Below are 18,815 nucleotides of genomic sequence, written 5' to 3' on the forward strand. Positions count from 1 at the left end.
GCGCTCCAGCCGTCGGCGCGGCGAAAGCAGTGCTTTCGCTTGTCGCGCCGTGGCCTCGCGGGCGGAGCCCGCTTCGGTCGGCACGCGCCCCGTGGAGCCAGCAGGGCAGGCAGGGGTCGTGCGGTGTGACCGGGCGCCGCGCTCCACGGCGGAGGCGGCAAGGGTCGACCAGCGGCGATGGCTCGCCTCGCGACGGCTGCCGCAGATTTGTGCGCAAGCAAGCATGGTCGAGATGCCGCCTGTCCGCATCTGCCCGGGCTCGTCCGATAGCATCGGCCATGAGGGCGTCCGGCTCAGCGGGACCGGGCGCCGAGGGCCGCGGACGGCATGACGCGCGGTCATGACGATTTGGTTTGCGACGCGGCGATTCGCCGCTATGTTGCACTGCAATGAAACCGCTCGACATCGCTCCTGCACCGCTCGACGCCGTCGTCAGCCTGGACGCGGGCGACAAGGTGCGCGACACGATCTACGGCCGACGCGCCCACAAGCTCGCCCGGATGCGCGCCCTCGGCCTGCCGGTGCTGCCGGGCCTCGCGCTGTCGTTCGATTGCGTGCGCGAGCTGGCCGAGGGCGGGCCGATGCCGGCGCTGCCGGTGTCCTTCGACGACGGCCGCCTCTACGTGCTGCGCTCGAGCCCGCTCAGCCGGTCCTGGGGCGGCGCGCCGGCGATCCTCGACGTCGGCCTCGGCGCCGCGACCCTTCCCGCCGTGGCCGCGCGCATCGGCGAGCGCCGCGCGCTGGCGGCGATGTGCGGCTTCGTGCAGGCCTACGCGGTCTCGGTCGCGAAGCTCGATCCCGAGGATTTCGAGGCGCTCGGCGCCGGCCATGACGGAAGGCCCGTCGCCGGGCTCGCCGAGAGCGAGATCGCCAGCCTCCTCGCCGCCAAGAAGCGGCTCTACGAGGAGGAGACCGGCGCCCCGTTCCCCGAGGACCCGCTCGACCAGCTCGAGGGCGCGGCCCGGGCGATGGCGCGGGCCTGGAACGGCGCCTCGGCGCGCATCCTGCGCGAAGCGCGCGGCGCGCCGGCCGACGCCGGCCTCGGGCTGATCGTGCAGGAGCGCGCCCGCCGCGGCGGCGACGGGCTCGAGGGGACCGGGTCGGTGCAGACCGTGGACAGCCGCACCGGCGCCCCCGCGCTCGTCGGGCAGTTCCTCGCCGCCGGAGGCGCCGGCCGCCCCGTCCCGATCGCCGGGGAGCCCGAGGCGCTGGAGGCGCTCGCGCCGCAGGCCGTGGCCGCGCTCCGCTCCGCCGCCGCCTCCGCCTCCGCCGGGATGGGCGAGGCCTACCAGTTCGACTTCGGCCTCGGCGGCGGCCGCGTGGTGATCCACGACGCCGTGCCGGTCCGCCGTGGCGCCCGCGCCTCCGTCCGCATCGCGGTCGACCTCGCCGACGCCGGCGCCATCACCCGCAGCGAGGCGCTGCTGCGGGTCGATCCGCGCAACCTCGTCGAGCACCTGCACCCGCAGATCGACCCCGCCGCCCGGCGCGACGTCTGCGCCACCGGCCTCGGCGCCAGCCCCGGCGCCGCCACCGGCCGGCTGGTGCTGACGCCCGAGGCCGCGCAGGCCGCCGCCGCGCAAGGCGAGGCGACGATCCTCGCCCGCGCCGAGACGACGCCCGAGGACATCCGCGGCATGCACGCGGCCCGCGGCGTGCTGACGGTGCGCGGCGGCATGACCAGCCACGCGGCGGTGATCGCCCGCGGCCTCGGCGTGCCCTGCGTCGTCGGCGCCGCCGACCTGCGCATCGACGAGGCGGCCGGCATGATCACCACCCCCGACGGCCGCGTGCTGCGCGAGGGCGCGCTCATCACCATCGACGGGGCCCGCGGCCAGGTGATCGCCGGCGCGCCGGCGATGATCGCCGCCGAGATCGGCGGCGCGCTCTCCGAGCTGCTCGACTGGGCCGACGCGGCGCGCGACCTCGGGGTGCGCGGCAACGCCGACACCCCGGCCGAGGCCCGCATGGCGCGCGACTTCCGCGCCGACGGGCTGGGGCTCTGTCGCACCGAGCACATGTTCTTCGAGGAGGGCCGGATCACCGCGATGCGCGAGATGATCCTGGCCGAGACCCCGGCCGAGCGTCGCGCCGCGCTCGACCGCCTGCTGCCGATGCAGCGCGACGACTTCCGCGAGCTCTTCCGGATCATGCACGGGCTTCCCGTGACGATCCGCCTGCTCGACCCGCCGCTCCACGAGTTCCTGCCCCATGGCGGCGAGGAGCTCGCCGCCGTCGCCGCGGCGATGGGCCTGCCCGAGGCCACCATCCGCGCCCGCGCCGAGGCGCTGGCAGAGGTGAACCCGATGCTCGGGATGCGCGGGGTCCGGCTCGGCGTCGTGCTGCCCGAGATCTACGAGATGCAGGCGCGCGCCATCTTCGAGGCGGCGATCGAGGTGAACCGCGACGACGCCGCGGACCCGGTGACCCCGGAGGTGATGATCCCGCTCGTCTCGGCCAATCGCGAGGTCGAGCTGGTCAAGGCCCGCATCGACGCGATCGCCGCGGACGTGCAGCGCGAGCAGGGGGCGACGCTCCCCTACAAGCTCGGGGTGATGGTCGAGACGCCGCGCGCCGCGCTGCGCGCCGGCGACCTCGCCGCCTCCTCGGCCTTCCTGTCCTTCGGCACCAATGACCTCACCCAGATGACCTATGGGCTGAGCCGCGACGACGCCGGCCGGTTCATGCGCGACTACGTCAACCGGGGCGTGTTCCACGAGGACCCGTTCCACGTGCTCGACGTCGAGGGCGTGGGCGAGCTGATGCTGATCGCCGCCCGCCGCGGCCGCGAGCGCAACCCGGATCTTACGCTCGGCCTCTGCGGCGAGCACGGCGGCGACCCGTCCTCGGTGCGGTTCTGCAAGGTGGCGGGCTTCGACTACGTGTCCTGCTCGCCCTATCGCGTGCCGATCGCGCGGCTGGCGGCCGCCCAGGCGACCATCCTCGCCCACAGGGAGGCCGACGCCTCGCTATGACGCCGCGCCTGCCGGGGGACCTCGCCGCGCTGCGGGCGGGCGGCAAGCGCGCGCTCGCCGCCGCGCTGTCGGCGCTGGAGACCGACGCCGCCGACCCGGGGCTCGCCGCGCTCCTCGACGCCGCGCTGGCGCAGGGGAGGGGGCTCGCCCTGGGGTTGACCGGCCCGCCGGGGGTGGGGAAGTCGACGCTCGTCAACGCGCTGATCGCCAGCCTCCGCGCCCGCGGCGAGACCGTGGGCGTCATCGCCGTCGACCCGTCCTCCCGGCGCTCGGGTGGCGCGCTCCTCGGCGACCGCACCCGCATCGAGACCGATCCCGAGGACGGCGGCGTCTTCGTCCGCTCGATGGCGGCGCGCCGCCGCCTCGGCGGGCTCTCCGACATCGCCTATCCGGCGATGACGCTGATGCGCGCGGTCTTCGACCTCGTGATCGTCGAGACGGTGGGGGTTGGCCAGTCCGAGACCGAGATCGGCGACGTGGCCGATCTCGTGGTGTTCTGCGCGCAGCCGGGATCGGGCGACGCGCTGCAGTTCATGAAGGCCGGCGTCATGGAGGTGCCGGACGTGGTGCTGGTCACCAAGGGCGACCTCGGCCTGCCGGCGCGGCGCGCCGCGGCCGACCTGCGCGGGGCGCTGTCGCTCGCCGCCGGCGACCGCGCGCCGGCGGACGTCGCCATCGTCTCGGCGCTCGACGGGACCGGGATCGACGCGGCGATCGAGCTCGTCCGGACCCGCGCCGCCGGCCGCGGCGACCCCGCGCGCCGCCGCGCCCAGGGGCTCGCCTGGGCCGAGGGGCGACTCGCCGATTCGTTCGGATCGGTCGGCGCCGCGGCGTTGCGGCCGCGCCTCGTCGGCTCCGGGAGCCCGTTCGCGACCGTCGCGCGGCTGCTGGAATCGGGCCGCGCGGCGGTTCACGACTGTCTTAAAGAAGTCTGAATCCCTTCGGCTTTCGTGCGCCCCCCGGGGACGCGTGGCGTCCCGCGATTGGCAGGTTTCCGCTTACCCATTGCAATCGTTTGGACATTTTCTCCCCCGCCCTGTCTCTTCGCCGCGCAAGCAAGAACGACGCGGCCTGATCGGGACCGCGCGCCAAGGGCGAGAGGGGACATGACCGGACGCGTCGACGCATACTGGCCGCGACTGCCGCGGCGCGCCGCCCTCGCCGCGGCGCTGGCCGCCGGCCTCGCCGCGGCGCTCGGGGCCGGCCACGCCGCGGCCGAGGCGCGCTCCTCGTCCACCGCGGCGGAGGGCGCGTCGGACCAGCTCTCCCGCATCCTGTCGCGCGAGCACGCCGCGCTCGACGCCGTCGGCGCGAGCCGGATCGAGAAGCTGGCCGGGGCGCGCAATGCCGCCGCCTCGGGGGTGACGCTCGCGGCGCGCCAGGCGGCGCCGGACATGCCGACGCCCCCGGCTCCCGCCGCGGCCGCGCCGGCGCGGCTCGACTTCGCGGCGCTCGACCGCATGGCCCCGGCCGCCGGCGGGGCGGACTTCCAGTGCCTCGCCGAGGCGGTCTATTTCGAGTCGCGCGGCGAGCCGCTGGCCGGGCAGATCGCGGTGGCCGAGGTGGTGCTGAACCGGGTCGACTCGCCGCTCTATCCCCAGTCGGTCTGCGGCGTGACGCGGCAGGGCGCGGGCGGCGGCTGCCAGTTCTCCTACGCCTGCGACGGCCGCTCCGACGCGATGACGAGCGCGCTCGCCCGCTCGCGCGCCGAGAAGATCGCCCGGATGATGCTCGACGGCCGGCCGCGCGACATCACCGACGGCGCGACGAACTTCCACGCCACCTACGTCTCGCCGGGCTGGTCGCGCAGCTTCACCCGCACCGCGGCGATCGGCGCGCACGTGTTCTACCGCCAGCCCACCCGGGTCGCGCAGCGCTGAGCCGGGCGGCTCAGCCGCCGAAGACCTGCGCCACGTAGATCTGCCCGCAGCCCGGCTCGTCCACGACGATGGCGAAGGCCCCGCCGGCGCGGCGGAAGCGGGCGTTCATGATGTTGGCGAAGTGCTTCGGCGAGCCGATCCAGCGCGGCACCGAGACGGTCGCCACCTCGGGCGCGAGCCGGCGCGGCAGGTCGGCCGAGACCGCGGCGCAGCCGAGGCCGTAGCGGCTGAGGTTGTCGCGCAGGATGTTCTCGCCGCCGGTGCGCACCCGCGCCCTTGCCGCGCGCAGCCGGGCCGGGAAGTTCGGCGTCCCCGGGATCTCGTGCTCCATGATGCGGGCGTTGGCCATGATGCCGGCCTGATGCCGGGCGGCGGCGGTCAGCTTCGGGTCGCGCGCCAGCGGCTTCAGGCCGTTGGCGGCGCGCTCGGCGTTGATCCCGACGAGGAGCGCCGCGCAGAAGTCGTCGGCCGAGAGCAGCGCGTCGTCGCTGATCGTCGCGGCCCGCGCCGGCAGCGCGCCCGCCGCCCCCGCGCAGGCCGCCGCCCAGATCGCAAGGAGCCCTCCCGTCGCCTGCCGTCGAGAGAGCTCCATGATCGTCACCCCGCGAAGTTCTGAGCCAGATAGACGTCGCCGCAGGCCGGCCCGCCCGGGTCGATCGCGGCCCCGGCGCCCATGCGCCGGAAATTCGGGTCGAGGATGTTGGCGCGGTGGCCCTTCGAGGCCATCCAGCGCGCCACCGCCGCGTCGGCGAGGCTGGCGTAGCTGTGCCGCGGCACCGGCTCGCCGGTGTCGGCGTAGGTGAAGGCGCAGCCCGCGGCCCGGGTCGAGATCGGCCGGCCGATCAGGCGGAAGGCCTTCTCCATCGCGATGTTCTCGCCGGCCCGGCGATAGGCGACGCCGCTGACGTCGAGCCGCTCGACCAGCCTTCCGCCCTTCGGCGTCGCCAGCCGGTGGCTCATCAGCCGCTGCGCCGCCATGTTCGCGGCATGGCCGGCGGCCATGCGCGCGAGCTTGGGGTCGTCCGCCAGCGGCCGCTGCCCGGCGCGCCGGCGCTCGACGTTGACGTAGAATAGAACCGCCTCCTGGAACATCCGCTCGTCGGGACGATCGGGATCGACCGCCCGGTCGAACCGCGCCGGAAGGCCATCCTGTGCGCCCGCGGCCGTCGCGAGGCAACAAAGCAATATATTAACCAACAACTTCCGGGCGATCCGCAACATCTGGTCTGCACCTGTTCTGGCAGCGGGCGCAGGGATACGATGCGCCAGGGCCACTGGCGCTTCAACCATCTTTCTACGACCCGCGCGGGTGGAGGTTTTCTCCCGCCGGAAGAGCGACGGGCGTCGAAGCCTCCCCCACGGGGCTTGCCGGCGGGTTAACGCGGTGCGGGACAGGGGCCCCGGGGGCCCATCCTCAAGGCATGTCGGGGCGCCTTTGCGCCCCGAGGGCCTTTCTCCCCGCCCGCGCAAGCGCGCGCGGGGGCCCTGCGCGCCGTTGCGCGCGTTTCCCCACCCCCCCTTCCCCCCGCCCAAGGGCGGGGGGAACCTGCCCGACAGGACAAGGGGAGGAGGAAGAGGTAGAAGGGTTGTGACCCCGACCTGCGGGCCTCGGGCGGCCGCCGCGACGCCCGGGTCCGGGCGGCTTGCGGCCCCGCGCGGGCGGCGCTATGGGGCGGGGCAGGGGAGCCCGATGAACGAGACCGCGATCGCCTTCGAGCCGCCGCACGTGCGGGCCGCCGCCTCCGCCGAGGGCCAGCCGCCCGACCGCATCTCGCTGCGCGACCACGTCCGCGCCGTCGAGATCGGCGCCTTCCACGCCGAGCGCGGCGTCACCCAGCGCGTGCAGTTCGACGTGGTGCTGGAGGTCGCCTCCGGCCTCGCCGGGCAGGGCGACGACGTCGACCGCGTGCTCTCCTACGACACCATCGTCGACGCGATCAGCGCGGCGCTGGCCGCCGAGCGGCTGAACCTGCTCGAGACGCTGGCCGAGCGCGTCGCGGCGGGCTGCCTCGCCGACCGCCGCGCCGTCCGCGCCTTCGTCCGCGTCCAGAAGCTCGACCGTGCCCCCGGCGCGCTCGGCGTCGAGATCGTGCGGCGCCGCCTGCCCGAGGGCGCCGCCCGCCTGCACGCGCCCGAGGCGCCGGCGAGCCCCGGGGTCGAGCGGGTGGTCCACCTCGGACCCGCGGCGCTCGCCGGGCCGCAAGCGGGCGTCTGGCTGGCCGCCGCCCGCGCCGCGCCCCGCGCCGTCCTGACCGTCTCCCCCGCCACGCCCCAGCCGCCGGCGCGCGACGAGGCCGGGTTCCGCATCGGCCTGCTCGCCCTCGACCAGGCGGCCTGGGCGCTCTCCGGCCGCGCCGCCGGCCTCGCCGTGGCGACGAGCCGCGCCGAGCTGGAATGGGCGGCGCGCGCCGGCAGCCCCGCCGTCTGGGCCCCGGCGCGCATGCTCGCCGACGCCGCGCCGCGACCCGCCCTCGACGCGAGCCGCCCGGCGGACGCCGCCGCCTGGCTCGCCGGCCTCCTCGGCGCGACGGAGCTCGTCCTCTGCGGCGCCGAGGTCCCGGCGCAGGTCCCCGACGGCCTCGCCCTGCGCCGCCCCGACGCGCCCGCCGGGATCGGAGGCTGACGCCCATGGCCGCCATTCCCCCCGTCTGCGATTTCGGCCTCCCCGCGCCGGACTTCGTCCTGCCCGACACCGAGGGCCGCCTCCGGACCCGCGACGAGGTCCGCGGTCCGAACGGCCTCCTCGTCGTCTTCATCTGCAACCACTGCCCCTACGTGAAGGCGATCGCCGACAAGCTCGCCGCCGAGGGCCGCGCCCTCGCCGCCCTCGGCGTCGGCGTCGTCGCCATCAACTCGAACGACTCGACCGACCGCCCCGAGGACGCGCCCGGGCGCATGGGCCCCTTCGCGCGGGCGCACGGCTTCCCCTTCCCCTATCTCCACGACGCGACCCAAGGCGTCGCCCGCGCCTACGGCGCCGTCTGCACCCCGGACTTCTTCGGCTACGACGCCGCCCTCGGGCTCCAGTACCGCGGCCGCCTCGACGCCAGCGGCCGCGAGGCCCGCGCCGACGCCCCGCGCGAGCTCTACGCCGCGATGGCGCAGATCGCCGCCACGGGACGCGGGCCGGCGGACCAGACGGCCTCGATCGGCTGCTCGATAAAATGGAAGGCATGATGGCGCGACTGGTCTTCGACCTCGACGGAACCCTGGTGCATTCCGCCCCGACCATGACGGCGGCCGCGAACGCGATGCTCGCCGGGATCGGCCGGCAGGCGGCCCCCGAGGCGACGGTGCTCGGCTTCGTCGGGCACGGGATGCGCCGGCTGGTCGAGCGGCTGCTGGAGGCGACCGGCGGCGTGCCGGAGGCGGGCGTCGACGCCCACCTCGCCGCCTATCGCCGCATCTACGAGGCCGACCCGGTCACCGGCACCGCGCCCTATCCCGGCGCCGAGGCGGCGCTCGCCAGCCTCGCGGCGGCGGGCCACGGCATCGCCGTCTGCACCCAGAAGCCCGACGCGCCGGCCCAGGCCATCCTCGACGGCACCGGGCTCGCCCGCCACGTCGCGGCGCTGACCGGCGGCGACAGCCTGCCGGGCGTGCTGAAGCCCGACCCGCGGCTCTTCCGCCATGCCGCGGACCGGCTGCCGCCGGGCCCGGAGATCATGATCGGCGACAGCGCCACCGACGCCGAGACGGCGCGGGCGGCGGGCGCGAGGTTCCTGCTCCACACCGAGGGCTACAACGCGCGCCGGCCCGAGACCTTCGGCGCCGACGGGGTGTTCCGCGACTACGCCGAGCTGCCCGGCCTCGTCGGCGCGGTGCTCGCCCGGGCGTGACCCGGCTCCGCCCGATCCCGCAATCCGACCCGGTCCGCCCGCCGGGCGCGCTGCCGCTCGCCGGCGGGCCGCTCTGGTTCGACCGGGTCGCCGTCCACGCCCGCGGCGCCGCGCCCCGGCTGATCCCCGCCGCCGAGGCGCCGGCCGAGGCGCTCGCCGCGCTGACCGCGCCGCGCGCCGCGGTCTGCGGGCTCGCGCTCGACCGGCCGCGGATCATGGGCGTGCTCAACGTCACCCCGGACAGCTTCTCCGACGGCGGCCGGCACTTCCGCCGCGAGGACGCGGTGCGGCAGGCGGCGGCGCTGGTCGCGGCGGGGGCGGATATCCTCGACGTCGGCGGCGAGAGCACGCGGCCGGGGGCGGACCCGGTGCCGGCGGCGGAGGAGATCGCCCGGGTCGTGCCGGTGATCGAGGCGGTGCGCGCCGCCGGGATCGCCGCGCCGATCTCGATCGACACCCGCAAGGCCGAGGTGGCGCGCGCCGCCTTCGCCGCCGGGGCGGGCCTCCTCAACGACGTCTCCGCCCTCGGCCACGATCCCGAAAGCCTGCCCGCGGCCGCGGCGGGCGGCTGGCCGGTCGTGCTGATGCACGCGCAGGGCGATCCGAAGACCATGCAGGACGCGCCCGCCTATGACGACGTGCTCCTCGACGTCGCCGACTTCCTCGCCGACCGCGTCGCCCTCGCCGAGGCGGCGGGCATCCCGCGCGGGCGGCTCCTCGTCGATCCCGGCATCGGCTTCGGCAAGACCGTCGCCCACAACCTCGCGCTGATCCGCGGCCTCGCGCTCCTGCACGGGCTCGGCTGCGCCATCCTGTTCGGGGCGTCGCGCAAGCGCTTCATCGGGACGATCGGCGGCGCGCCCGAGCCCGGCGACCGGGCGCCGGGCTCGATCGCCGTCGCGCTCGAGGCTTTGCGGCAGGGCGCGCAGGTGATACGTGTGCATGACGCAGCAGAGACGCGACAGGCGCTCGCCCTGTGGGCGGCCTTCAACGCTCCGGAACCGGGCAGAGGCGACATCGCATGAGCAGGAAGCTATTCGGAACGGACGGCGTGCGGGGCCGCGCCAACGACGACCCGATGACCGCGGAGGCCGCGCTCCGGCTCGGGCAGGCGGCGGGGCGCTTCTTCACCACCGGCGGCCACGCCCACCGGGTGGTGATCGGCAAGGACACCCGGCGCTCCGGCTACATGCTGGAGACGGCGATGATCGCCGGCTTCACCTCGGTGGGCATGGACGTCTTCCTCGTCGGGCCGATCCCGACGCCGGCGGTCGGCTTCCTCACCCGCTCGATGCGGGCGGATCTCGGCGTGATGATCTCCGCCTCGCACAACCCCTACCAGGACAACGGCATCAAGTTCTTCGGCCCGGACGGGTTCAAGCTCTCCGACGCCGCCGAGGAGGAGATCGAGGCGCTGCTCGAGCAGCCGCCGGCGCTCGCCGCGCCGGAGCGGATCGGGCGGGCGACGCGGATCGAGGACGGCCGCGGCCGCTACATGGAGTTCGCCAAGACCACCTTCCCGCGCGGCCTGCGGCTCGACGGGCTCAAGGTGGTGATCGACTGCGCCAACGGCGCCGCCTACCGGACCGCGCCCGAGGTGCTGTGGGAGCTCGGCGCCGAGGTGGTGAAGGTCGGCGTCGCCCCGAACGGCTTCAACATCAACGACGGCTGCGGCTCCACCGACACGACCGCCGCCGCCGCCGCGGTGGTCTCGCAGGGGGCGGACGTCGGCATCTGCCTCGACGGCGACGCCGACCGGGTGCTCATCCTCGACGAGACCGGGGCGGTCGCCGACGGCGACCAGTTCATGGCGCTGATCGCCGACCGCTGGGCCGCCGAGGGAAGGCTGGCCCGGGGGACGCTGGTGGCGAGCGTCATGTCGAACCTCGGGCTGGAGCGGCACCTGACGGGGCAGGGGCTGCGCCTCCTCCGCGCGCCGGTCGGCGACCGCTACGTGGTCGAGGCGATGCGCGACGGCGGCTACAACCTCGGCGGCGAGCAGTCGGGACATATCGTGATGACCGACTACGTCACCACCGGGGACGGGCTGATCGCGGCGTTGCAGTTCCTGTCGGCGATGGTCGAGAGCGGCAAGCGCGCCTCGGAGATCGCCCGGGTCTTCGAGCCCTATCCGCAGGTCCTGCGCAACGTCCGCTACCGCAAGGGCGCCGCCCCCCTCGACCAGGCCCGCGTCCGCGAGGCCATCGCCGAAGGCGAGGCCCGCATCGCCGGCCGCGGCCGGCTGGTGATCCGCAAGTCGGGAACCGAGCCGCTGGTGCGGATCATGGGCGAATGCGAGGATCCGGCGCTCCTCGACGACGTCCTCGGCCACATCGAGGCCGAGGTGGCGGCCTTCGCCTGAGGTCCCGCCCGAGCGGCGAGGTCCATCCTCCGAGGGCGCCCCGCCACGCGACATGGCGCATGTCTCCCGTCCCGACGGGGAGCGGCCGGGGCGGGGACGGCGGAACCTCGAAGTGAGTCGCACGGCGCCGCGAAATGCGGCGCTGGTGACGATGCAATGTCTTGCCGGGCGATTTCCGTCCGATCGACATCAGAAGGACCGTCAGCGGAACCGATTAACCGCGACGACCTGCCCCCCGGCGTCTCCGCCCCTCCCCAGCGGCGAGGTCCGTCCCGCGACCACGCCCGCCGGGTGACATGCGCATGTCGCCCGGCTCGACGCGGAGCGGCAGCGGCCGGGACGGCGGAACCTCGAAGTGAGTCGCACGGCGCCGCGAAATGCGGCGCTGATAACGGTGCAATGATTTTCACCGTTCATATTCAAAATATTTCGAAATATATTTGCGCGCAAATCCATATTTGAAAAATCGAGTGCGCTTGCTTTTCGCGGCGATCTTTCCCCACACAGCACGACATTTCCCGGACTGGCAGCCACAGGCCCGGGCCCTACCGCGGCCCCATGCGGATCGCCCCGTCGAGGCGGATCACCGAGCCGTTCAGCATCGGGTTCTCCACGATCGTCGCCACCAGCGCCGCGTATTCCGTCGGGTCGCCGAGGCGGGCGGGGAAGGGGACCTGCCTGCCGAGGCTCGCCTTGGTCTCCTCCGGCAGGCCCTCCAGCATCGGCGTCATGAAGAGGCCGGGCGCGATCGACACCACCCGCACCCCGAAGGCGGCGAGGTCGCGCGCCATCGGCAGCGCCATCGCCGCGACGGCCCCCTTCGAGGCGGCGTAGCCGATCTGCCCGACCTGCCCCTCCCAGGCCGCGACCGAGGAGGTCGTCACGATCACCCCGCGCTCGCCGTCCGCCGTCACCGGCTCGAGCGCCGCCATCGCCGCCGCCGCCTGCGTCGCCGCGTTGAAGGTGCCGAGGAGGTTGACCGCGATCACCTTGCCGAACACCGCCGGGTCGTGCGCCTTCCCGTCGCGGCCCACCGTCCGCGCCCCGGGCACGATCCCCGCGCAGGCGACGAGGATCCGCGCCGGCCCGTGCGCCGCCGCCGCCGTCGCCAGCGCCGCCGCGACCGAGGCGGCGTCCGCCACGTCGGCCGGCGCCGCGACGCCGCCGATCTCCGCGGCGACCCGCGCCGCCGCCGCGGCGTCGAGGTCGAGGACGCCGACCCTCGCCCCGCGCCCCGCCAGCATCCGCGCCGTCGCCGCCCCGAGCCCCGACCCGCCGCCGGTCACCACCGCCGCGACGCCCGCCCCCAGCCGCATCAGACCGCCCCCGCCCCGACGATGACCCGACCGGCCATGGCGCGTCCTCCCGACAGACCCGAGCCCTCTTGCTCCCGGCGCATTCCCCCCCCCTCCAGCCTATTGCGCGGCCGCCGGACCGGCGCCGCGCTCGCGGTAGGGCGTGGTCTGGTAGAGCGCCCGGTAGCACTTCGAGAAATGCGACGGCGAGGCGAAGCCGCAGGCCAGCGCCACGTTGATGACGCTCATGTCCGTCTGCAACAGCAGGTTCCGCGCCCGCTGCAGGCGCAGCTCCATGTAGTACCGCTTCGGGCTGCGGTTGAGGTAGCGCCGGAACAGCCGCTCCAGCTGCCGCGCCGAGAGCCCCACGTCCTCCGCGAGCTGCGCCGGCGAGATCGGCTCCTCGATGTTGCCCTCCATCCGCGCGAGGATCGTCGCGAGCTTCGGATGGCGCACCCCGATCCGCGTCGGGATCGACAGCCGCTGCTCGTCGCGGTCCGAGCGCAGCCCGGTATGGATCATCTGGTCCGCGACCAGCATGGCGATCTCCGGCCCGTGCCGCCGCGCGATCAGGTGCAGCATCAGGTCGGCCGAGGCGGTGCCGCCCGCCGCGGTGAAGCGGTTGCCGTCGACCACGTAGACCGTATGCGTCAGCGCGATCTCCGGGAACTCCTCCTCGAACCCGTCGCGGTTCTCCCAGTGGATCGTGCAGCGCCGCCCGTCGAGCAAGCCCGCCCGCGCCAGCGCATGCGCGCCCGTGCAGACCGAGCCCATCGCGATCCCCCGGCGGCTCTCGCGGCGGAGCCAGGTCAGCACCGGCCGCGTCACCGCCGCCTTGATCCCGAGCCCGCCGCAGACGATCACCGTCGCGTCCCGCCCCGCGTCGACCAGCCCGGCGTCCGCCACCACCTGAACCCCGTTCGACGAGGCGACCGGCGCCCCCGTCTCGCTCACCACCCGCCACTCGTAGAGCGTCCGGCCGCTGATCCGGTTCGCCAGCCGCAAGGGCTCGATCGCGCAGGCGAAGGCGATCAGGGTGAACTGGTCGAGCAGCAGGAAGACGAACTTCTCGGGCTGGGCATCCGCGGGAGCGGGCATCTGGCTGGGCGCGCCTTTCGCGCAAGGGGATCGTGCGATCTAAGGCGCCCCGGCGCGGCCACGGCAAGGGGGGTTTTCCTTTACCCTCTTGCCGCTGGCGTCCGCGGCCCGGGCGCCCTATATGCGGCCGACTTCGTAGGTTTGACCGGGGGAGGCGTCGTGATGGGCGCGGAGTGGACCAAGACCGACTGGCGCGCGAAGCCGCGGGTGCAGATGCCCGACTATCCGGACGCCGCCGCGGTGAAGGCCGTCGAGGCGCGGCTCGCCGCCTATCCGCCGCTGGTCTTCGCCGGCGAGGCGCGCAAGCTCAGGCGGTCGCTGGCCGAGGCGGCGGAGGGCCGCGCCTTCGTGCTGCAGGGCGGCGACTGCGCCGAGAGCTTCTCCGAGTTCACCGCCGACAACATCCGCGACACCTTCAAGGTTATGCTGCAGATGGCGGTCGTGCTGACCTTCGGCGCCAAGGTGCCGGTGGTGAAGATCGGCCGCATGGCCGGCCAGTTCGCCAAGCCGCGCTCCGCCCCGACCGAGGTGGTGGACGGCGTCGAGCTGCCGTCCTACCGCGGCGACATCATCAATGACTTCGCCTTCACCGCCGCGGCGCGGATCCCCGACCCGACGCGGATGCTGCAGGCCTACACGCAGGCGGCGGCCTCGCTGAACCTGCTGCGCGCCTTCAGCCAGGGCGGTTACGCCGACATCGGGCGGGTGCATTCGTGGACGCTGGATTCCACGGCCGGCCAGGCGGGCTACGAGCAGTACCACAAGCTCGCCAACCGCATCTCCGACGCGCTGGAGTTCATGCAGGCCGCGGGCGTGAACGGCGAGACCGCCGACACGCTGCACCGGGTGGATTTCTACACCAGCCACGAGGCCCTGCTCCTCGAGTACGAGGAGGCGCTCTGCCGCATCGACTCGACGACCGGGGTGCCGGTGGCGGGCTCGGGGCACCTGCTCTGGATCGGCGACCGCACGCGGCAGCCGGACGGGGCGCATGTGGAGTTCCTGCGCGGGGTGCAGAACCCGATCGGGCTGAAATGCGGGCCCACGCTGACCGAGAGCGACCTGCTGCGGCTGGTGGAGCGGCTGAACCCGAAGAACGAGGCCGGGCGGCTGACGCTGATCACCCGCTTCGGCGCCGGGTCGGTCGGCGAGCACCTGCCGCGGCTGGTGCGCGCCATCGAGCGCGAGGGGGCGAAGGTGCTGTGGGTCTGCGACCCGATGCACGGCAACACCGTCAAGTCGGCCTCGGGCTACAAGACCCGGCCGTTCGAGCGGGTGCTGCGCGAGGTGCGGGAGTTCTTCGCGGTCCATGCCGCCGAGGGGACGATCCCCGGCGGCGTGCATTTCGAGATGACCGGGCAGGACGTGACCGAGTGCACCGGCGGCGTGCGGGCGGTGACGGACGAGAACCTCGCCGACCGCTACCACACCGCCTGCGACCCGCGGCTCAACGCGACGCAGTCGCTGGAGCTCGCCTTCCTGGTCGCCGAGGCGCTCGACCAGCGCCGGCAGGCGCGGCGCGCCGCGGTCTGAGGGCCGCTTGCGCGTCCTGGTGCTGACCGCGGCGGCGGGCGTCGCCGAGGCGGAGGCGGAGCGCGTCGCCGCCGCGATGGCGGCGGCGGGGCTCGCGCCCGGCGCGCCGCGGCGGCTGGCTGCGACGGCCGTGGAGATCGGGTTTGAGGGCGCAGGGGATCCGCGGGGGCTAGCCCCGGCCGCGGTCGACGCCAACATCGTGCCGGCGGAGGGGCGGCGGAAGCGGCTGCTGATCGCCGACATGGATTCGACGATCATCGGGGTCGAGTGCATCGACGAGCTGGCCGACTTCGCCGGGGTGAAGCCCGCCGTGGCGGCGATCACCGAGGCGGCGATGCGCGGCGAGCTCGACTTCGAGGGCGCGTTGCGCGCGCGGGTGGGGCTGCTGGCCGGGCTGCCCGAGACGGTGCTGGCGGCGTGCTACGCCGAGCGGGTGCGGCTCAATCCAGGTGCGCGCGTGCTGGTCCGCACGATGGCCGCGCTCGGGGCCGACACCGCGCTCATCTCCGGCGGTTTCGACTTCTTCACGGCGCGGGTGGCGGCGGAGGCCGGGTTCGCGGCCAACCAGGCGAACCGGTTGGGGGTCGCGGACGGGCTCCTGTCCGGGACGGTGGCCGAGCCGATCCTCGGGCGCGCCGCCAAGCGGGCGGCGCTGGCGGCGATCGCCGCGCAGGGCGGCTACGCCGAGGCGGACGCGGTGGCGGTGGGCGACGGGGCGAACGACCTCGACATGATCGCGGCGGCCGGGCTCGGGGTCGCCTACCGGGCCAAGCCGGCGCTGGCCGAGGTCGCCGACGCCCGGCTCGACCGCTCGGACCTGACGGCGATCCTCGCGTTGCAGGGCATCCCGGAAAGCGATTGGGTGGCGTAGTGTCCACGCGTGGACACTGCTTAGGCATCTGATATCAAAAGATAATCGTAAGTCTCGTTCAAGCCGGCGCAGCGCGCGCCGGTCGGGATCTCCGGGGCGCGCGCGCGCGTCCCGCCAGACCGAAGCGGGCCCTGCCCGCGAGGCCACGGCGCGACAAGCGAAAGCACTGCTTTCGCCGCGCCGACGGCTGGAGCGCGTTGGCGCGGAAGCCGTCAGGGGTCCAGATTTCCCCGTAGCGTGCAATCCGTCCGTGGTCGCCCCGGCGAGCGCGGAATCGCGCTCGCCCTTGGGGGGGCGAGCGCGGACGGATTTGACGCGGGTCAAATCCGTCTGACGTCGCCGTCGCGACCTGCCTCCGGCCGGGCTTCCTCTCCCGGCGCTCAGCCCGGCAGCCGCTGCTCGTAGTCGCGGCGCAGGACGGTCCAGGCGTCCCAGAACGGGTCGGGCTCGATCCCGGCGAGGCGGGCGGCCATGACGTCGAGATGGGCGTGCCAGCCCGAGCTGACATTGAGGAGCGCCGACCGGCTCGGCAGGCGGCGGTGGACAAGCGTCAGCAGCGTCCGGCCGCCGCTGCGCGGCTCCAGATCGAACGAGACCTCGCCGGTCTGGCCGAAGCGGTAGGCGAGCCGGCGCGGCGGGTCGCGCTCGATCAGCTCGCAGTCCATGCTGTGCTCCGGCCCGAAATCGTCGGGGCGGGCGCCCGGCGGGTCGGTCAACTCGTCGTTGCGCCAGGTCAGCGCGAAGCGGGCGCCAGGCGTCTCGGGCATGACGCCCGCGGCGAGCCAGCGCCGGCGCAGGTCGCTGTCGGTCAGCCAGGACCAGACCTTCTCCGCCGGCGCCGGCAGCAGCCGCTGGATGGTCAGCGTGTCGGGCGCGGTCAGCGCGCCATAGACCTCGATCGGGGCGAGCTCAGTCATCGGACTTTTCTCCTTCGGGCTGCGGTGGTGGGGGCGGGGCGTCGGCCGCCGCCTGCGCCTCCTCGCGGAGGAGGCGGTCGAGGACGTCGAGGCGGTCGGTCCAGAAGCGCTCGTAGAAGACGAGCCAGTCATGGGCGGCGGCGAGCCCCTCGGGCGCGAGGCGGCAGACATGGGTGCGCCACTGCACCTCGCGCCGGATCAGGCCGGCGGTCTCCAGCGCCTTGACGTGCTTGGAGGCGGCGGCGAGCGACATCGCCGCCGGCTCCGCAAGCTGGCCGACGCTGCGCGCGCCGTCGGCGAGGTCGCGCAGCATCCGCCGCCGGGTCGGGTCGGCGAGGGCGTGGAAGACGGCGTCGAGGGGGTGCGATGATTCAACCATGTGGCTGAATGTGCCGGGGCGACAGCTGTCAGTCAACCGATTCGTTTATTGATGGCCGCAAAAACGGCCCCGTCCGGGGCCGCGGAGGCCCGGACGCAAAGGGTACAATGGTATGAATTCTAAATTATATCAAACACATGATCGATTCGCACGCGTGCGAATTCGCCGGCTCCGGTTGCTCGACGGGGGCCGGACTCAGTTCGTCGGGCCGCTGCCGTGGTGCTCGGCGAGCTCCTCGACATGGCCGAGGCCGCCGCCGGGGCGGTGGCGGACCGTGCGGTTCCAGGCGTAGGTCAGCGCCCAGAGCACGATCCCGATGCCGAGGAGCCAGCCGGCGATCCGGTACTGCGGCATCTGCGCCGCGCTTCGCGCCCAGGGCCCGGCGAGGTAGGCGCAGGTGATCGCCCCGATCCACGGCAGCGGCCCCGGGGTGCGGAAATGCGCGTGCCCGACCGGCGGCCGCCGGCGCAGGACGATCAGCGAGATGTTGACGACGGTGAAGACCCCGAGCAGCAAGAGCGCCGTGGTGCCCCCGAGCAGGCTGATCGCCTGCGCCTTGCCGTTCGTCACCACCACGTAGATCAGCCCGAACGCTATCGCCGTGGTGAACAGGATCGCCACCCACGGCGTCCGCCGCGTCGGGTGGACGAGGCCGAGAGCGTGCGGCAGCACCCCCTGGTTGGCGAGCCCGTAGAGCAGCCGCGAGGCCATCAGCATGTTGATGAGCGCCGAGTTCGCCACCGCGAACATGCCGATGAAGGGGAAGATCTTGTCAAAAGGCAGCCCCGGCGCGCCGGCGCGCACCACCTGCGTCAGCGCCGAGCCCTTCTCCGGGTCGGTCAGGTCGCCGACCGGGACGAGGGCGACGGCGCAGATCGAGACAAGCAGGTAGATCGTGCCGGTGATCCCGAGCCCGGCGATCATCACCCGCGGGAAGTCCCGGACCGGGTTGGTGCATTCCTCGGCCATGTTGACCGAGTCCTCGAACCCGACCATCGCGAAGAAGGCGAGCGAGGTCGCCGCCGTCAGCGCCATGAACGCGGATTTCTCCTCCGAAGAGTGAAAGACCATCACCTCGGAGAAATCCGCCCGCCCCTGCGACATCGCCCAGAAGCCGATCAGGATGATCATCAGGAGGCCGGAGAGCTCGACGAGGGTGAGCACGACGTTCGCCTTCACGCTCTCGCCGACGCCGCGCAGGTTCACCAGCGCGACCAGCGTCATGAAGGCGAGGGCGAGGACGAGGATGCCCCCCGACCCGGCGGCGAAGCCGAGCCCGAACCCGTCCGAGACGAAGCCCGCGAAGGCGTTCGAGGCGGTCGAGGCCGAGGTGATCCCCGAGCACATCACGGTGAAGGCGATGAGGAAGGTGAGGAAGTGCAGCCCGAACGCCCGGTGCGCGTAGAGCGCGGCCCCGGCGGCCTGCGGGTAGCGGGTGACCAGCTCGAGATAGGAGAAGGCGGTGATCGTCGCCACGAGGAAGGCGACGAGGAAGGGCGCCCAGGCGGCCCCGCCGACCTCGCCCGCGACGGACCCGGTCAGCGCGTAGACGCCCGTCCCGAGGATGTCGCCGACGATGAAGAGCAGCAGGAGCTTCGGCCCCATCACCCGGTGGAGCTCGGGCTGGCCCGGCGTTGCGGCGGCCTGCGTCATGGCGGCTCCTCCT

General features: G+C 74.1%; 17 protein-coding genes. 10 read left to right on the top strand and 7 right to left on the bottom strand.

The window, feature by feature from the left end; translation table 11 throughout:
• Positions 1–389 precede the first annotated feature (389 nt).
• From KBB57_RS01215 to KBB57_RS01225, 3 genes are all read left to right on the top strand, one after another.
• Positions 390–2,975 carry a putative PEP-binding protein gene (locus KBB57_RS01215; protein ID WP_290745544.1) on the top strand — a complete coding sequence of 862 codons (2,586 nt, stop codon included), beginning with the start codon at positions 390–392 and terminating at the stop codon, positions 2,973–2,975.
• Complete coding sequence (locus tag KBB57_RS01220) at positions 2,972–3,910, top strand: ArgK/MeaB family GTPase (RefSeq protein WP_290745547.1); 939 nt, start codon at positions 2,972–2,974, stop codon at positions 3,908–3,910. The genes KBB57_RS01215 and KBB57_RS01220 overlap by 4 nt, the downstream gene beginning before the upstream one ends.
• A gap of 171 nt (positions 3,911–4,081) precedes the next feature.
• Positions 4,082–4,855 (top strand): cell wall hydrolase, encoded by a 774-nt coding sequence (locus KBB57_RS01225; protein ID WP_290745550.1) that lies wholly within the window; start codon positions 4,082–4,084, stop codon positions 4,853–4,855.
• Between the two features lie 10 nt (positions 4,856–4,865).
• Here KBB57_RS01225 and KBB57_RS01230 read toward each other — a convergent pair whose 3' ends face one another.
• Together KBB57_RS01230 and KBB57_RS01235 are read right to left on the bottom strand one after the other, a co-directional pair.
• Positions 4,866–5,447 carry a CAP domain-containing protein gene (locus KBB57_RS01230; protein ID WP_290745553.1) on the bottom strand — a complete coding sequence of 194 codons (582 nt, stop codon included), beginning with the start codon at positions 5,445–5,447 and terminating at the stop codon, positions 4,866–4,868.
• A gap of 5 nt (positions 5,448–5,452) precedes the next feature.
• A complete protein-coding gene (locus KBB57_RS01235) occupies positions 5,453–5,947 on the bottom strand; it encodes a CAP domain-containing protein (protein WP_290745557.1) in 495 nt (164 codons plus the stop codon).
• A 598-nt stretch (positions 5,948–6,545) separates the two neighbouring features.
• Between KBB57_RS01235 and KBB57_RS01240 the strand changes: the two genes are divergently transcribed.
• The 5 genes from KBB57_RS01240 to glmM are packed head-to-tail and all read left to right on the top strand — an operon-like array spanning position 6,546 to position 11,056.
• Positions 6,546–7,478, top strand: a complete 933-nt coding sequence (locus KBB57_RS01240; protein WP_290745560.1) for a dihydroneopterin aldolase — start codon at positions 6,546–6,548, stop codon at positions 7,476–7,478.
• A gap of 5 nt (positions 7,479–7,483) precedes the next feature.
• Positions 7,484–8,032 (top strand): thioredoxin family protein, encoded by a 549-nt coding sequence (locus KBB57_RS01245; RefSeq protein WP_290745563.1) that lies wholly within the window; start codon positions 7,484–7,486, stop codon positions 8,030–8,032.
• Positions 8,029–8,694: an HAD-IA family hydrolase gene (locus KBB57_RS01250; RefSeq protein ID WP_290745566.1), complete on the top strand. Its 666-nt coding sequence runs from the start codon at positions 8,029–8,031 to the stop codon at positions 8,692–8,694. Before KBB57_RS01245 ends, KBB57_RS01250 begins: the two co-directional genes overlap by 4 nt.
• Positions 8,691–9,719 (top strand): dihydropteroate synthase, encoded by a 1,029-nt coding sequence (folP, locus tag KBB57_RS01255; RefSeq protein ID WP_290745569.1) that lies wholly within the window; start codon positions 8,691–8,693, stop codon positions 9,717–9,719. The genes KBB57_RS01250 and folP overlap by 4 nt, the downstream gene beginning before the upstream one ends.
• Positions 9,716–11,056, top strand: a complete 1,341-nt coding sequence (gene glmM / locus KBB57_RS01260; protein ID WP_290745573.1) for a phosphoglucosamine mutase — start codon at positions 9,716–9,718, stop codon at positions 11,054–11,056. The genes folP and glmM overlap by 4 nt, the downstream gene beginning before the upstream one ends.
• A gap of 545 nt (positions 11,057–11,601) precedes the next feature.
• Here the strand turns inward: glmM and KBB57_RS01265 are convergent.
• Complete coding sequence (locus KBB57_RS01265; protein ID WP_290745576.1) at positions 11,602–12,372, bottom strand: SDR family NAD(P)-dependent oxidoreductase; 771 nt, start codon at positions 12,370–12,372, stop codon at positions 11,602–11,604.
• A 99-nt stretch (positions 12,373–12,471) separates the two neighbouring features.
• A complete protein-coding gene (locus tag KBB57_RS01270; RefSeq protein WP_290745579.1) occupies positions 12,472–13,449 on the bottom strand; it encodes a GlxA family transcriptional regulator in 978 nt (325 codons plus the stop codon).
• A gap of 162 nt (positions 13,450–13,611) precedes the next feature.
• Here KBB57_RS01270 and KBB57_RS01275 point away from each other — a divergent pair, with 162 nt between their 5' ends.
• Positions 13,612–14,982, top strand: coding sequence for a class II 3-deoxy-7-phosphoheptulonate synthase (locus KBB57_RS01275; protein ID WP_290745582.1), 1,371 nt, complete (start codon positions 13,612–13,614; stop codon positions 14,980–14,982).
• Between the two features lie 7 nt (positions 14,983–14,989).
• A complete protein-coding gene (gene serB, locus KBB57_RS01280; protein ID WP_290745585.1) occupies positions 14,990–15,853 on the top strand; it encodes a phosphoserine phosphatase SerB in 864 nt (287 codons plus the stop codon).
• A 380-nt stretch (positions 15,854–16,233) separates the two neighbouring features.
• Here serB and KBB57_RS01285 read toward each other — a convergent pair whose 3' ends face one another.
• From KBB57_RS01285 to KBB57_RS01295, 3 genes are all read right to left on the bottom strand, one after another.
• Positions 16,234–16,770: an SRPBCC family protein gene (locus KBB57_RS01285; protein WP_290745587.1), complete on the bottom strand. Its 537-nt coding sequence runs from the start codon at positions 16,768–16,770 to the stop codon at positions 16,234–16,236.
• On the bottom strand, positions 16,763–17,149 hold the full coding sequence (locus KBB57_RS01290) for a helix-turn-helix transcriptional regulator (RefSeq protein WP_290745589.1): 387 nt from the start codon (positions 17,147–17,149) through the stop codon (positions 16,763–16,765). Before KBB57_RS01290 ends, KBB57_RS01285 begins: the two co-directional genes overlap by 8 nt.
• A gap of 195 nt (positions 17,150–17,344) precedes the next feature.
• Positions 17,345–18,802: an APC family permease gene (locus tag KBB57_RS01295; protein ID WP_290745591.1), complete on the bottom strand. Its 1,458-nt coding sequence runs from the start codon at positions 18,800–18,802 to the stop codon at positions 17,345–17,347.
• Positions 18,803–18,815: the final 13 nt, after the last annotated feature.

It is taken from the genome of Amaricoccus sp. (assembly GCF_017993425.1).
Taxonomy (GTDB): domain Bacteria; phylum Pseudomonadota; class Alphaproteobacteria; order Rhodobacterales; family Rhodobacteraceae; genus Amaricoccus.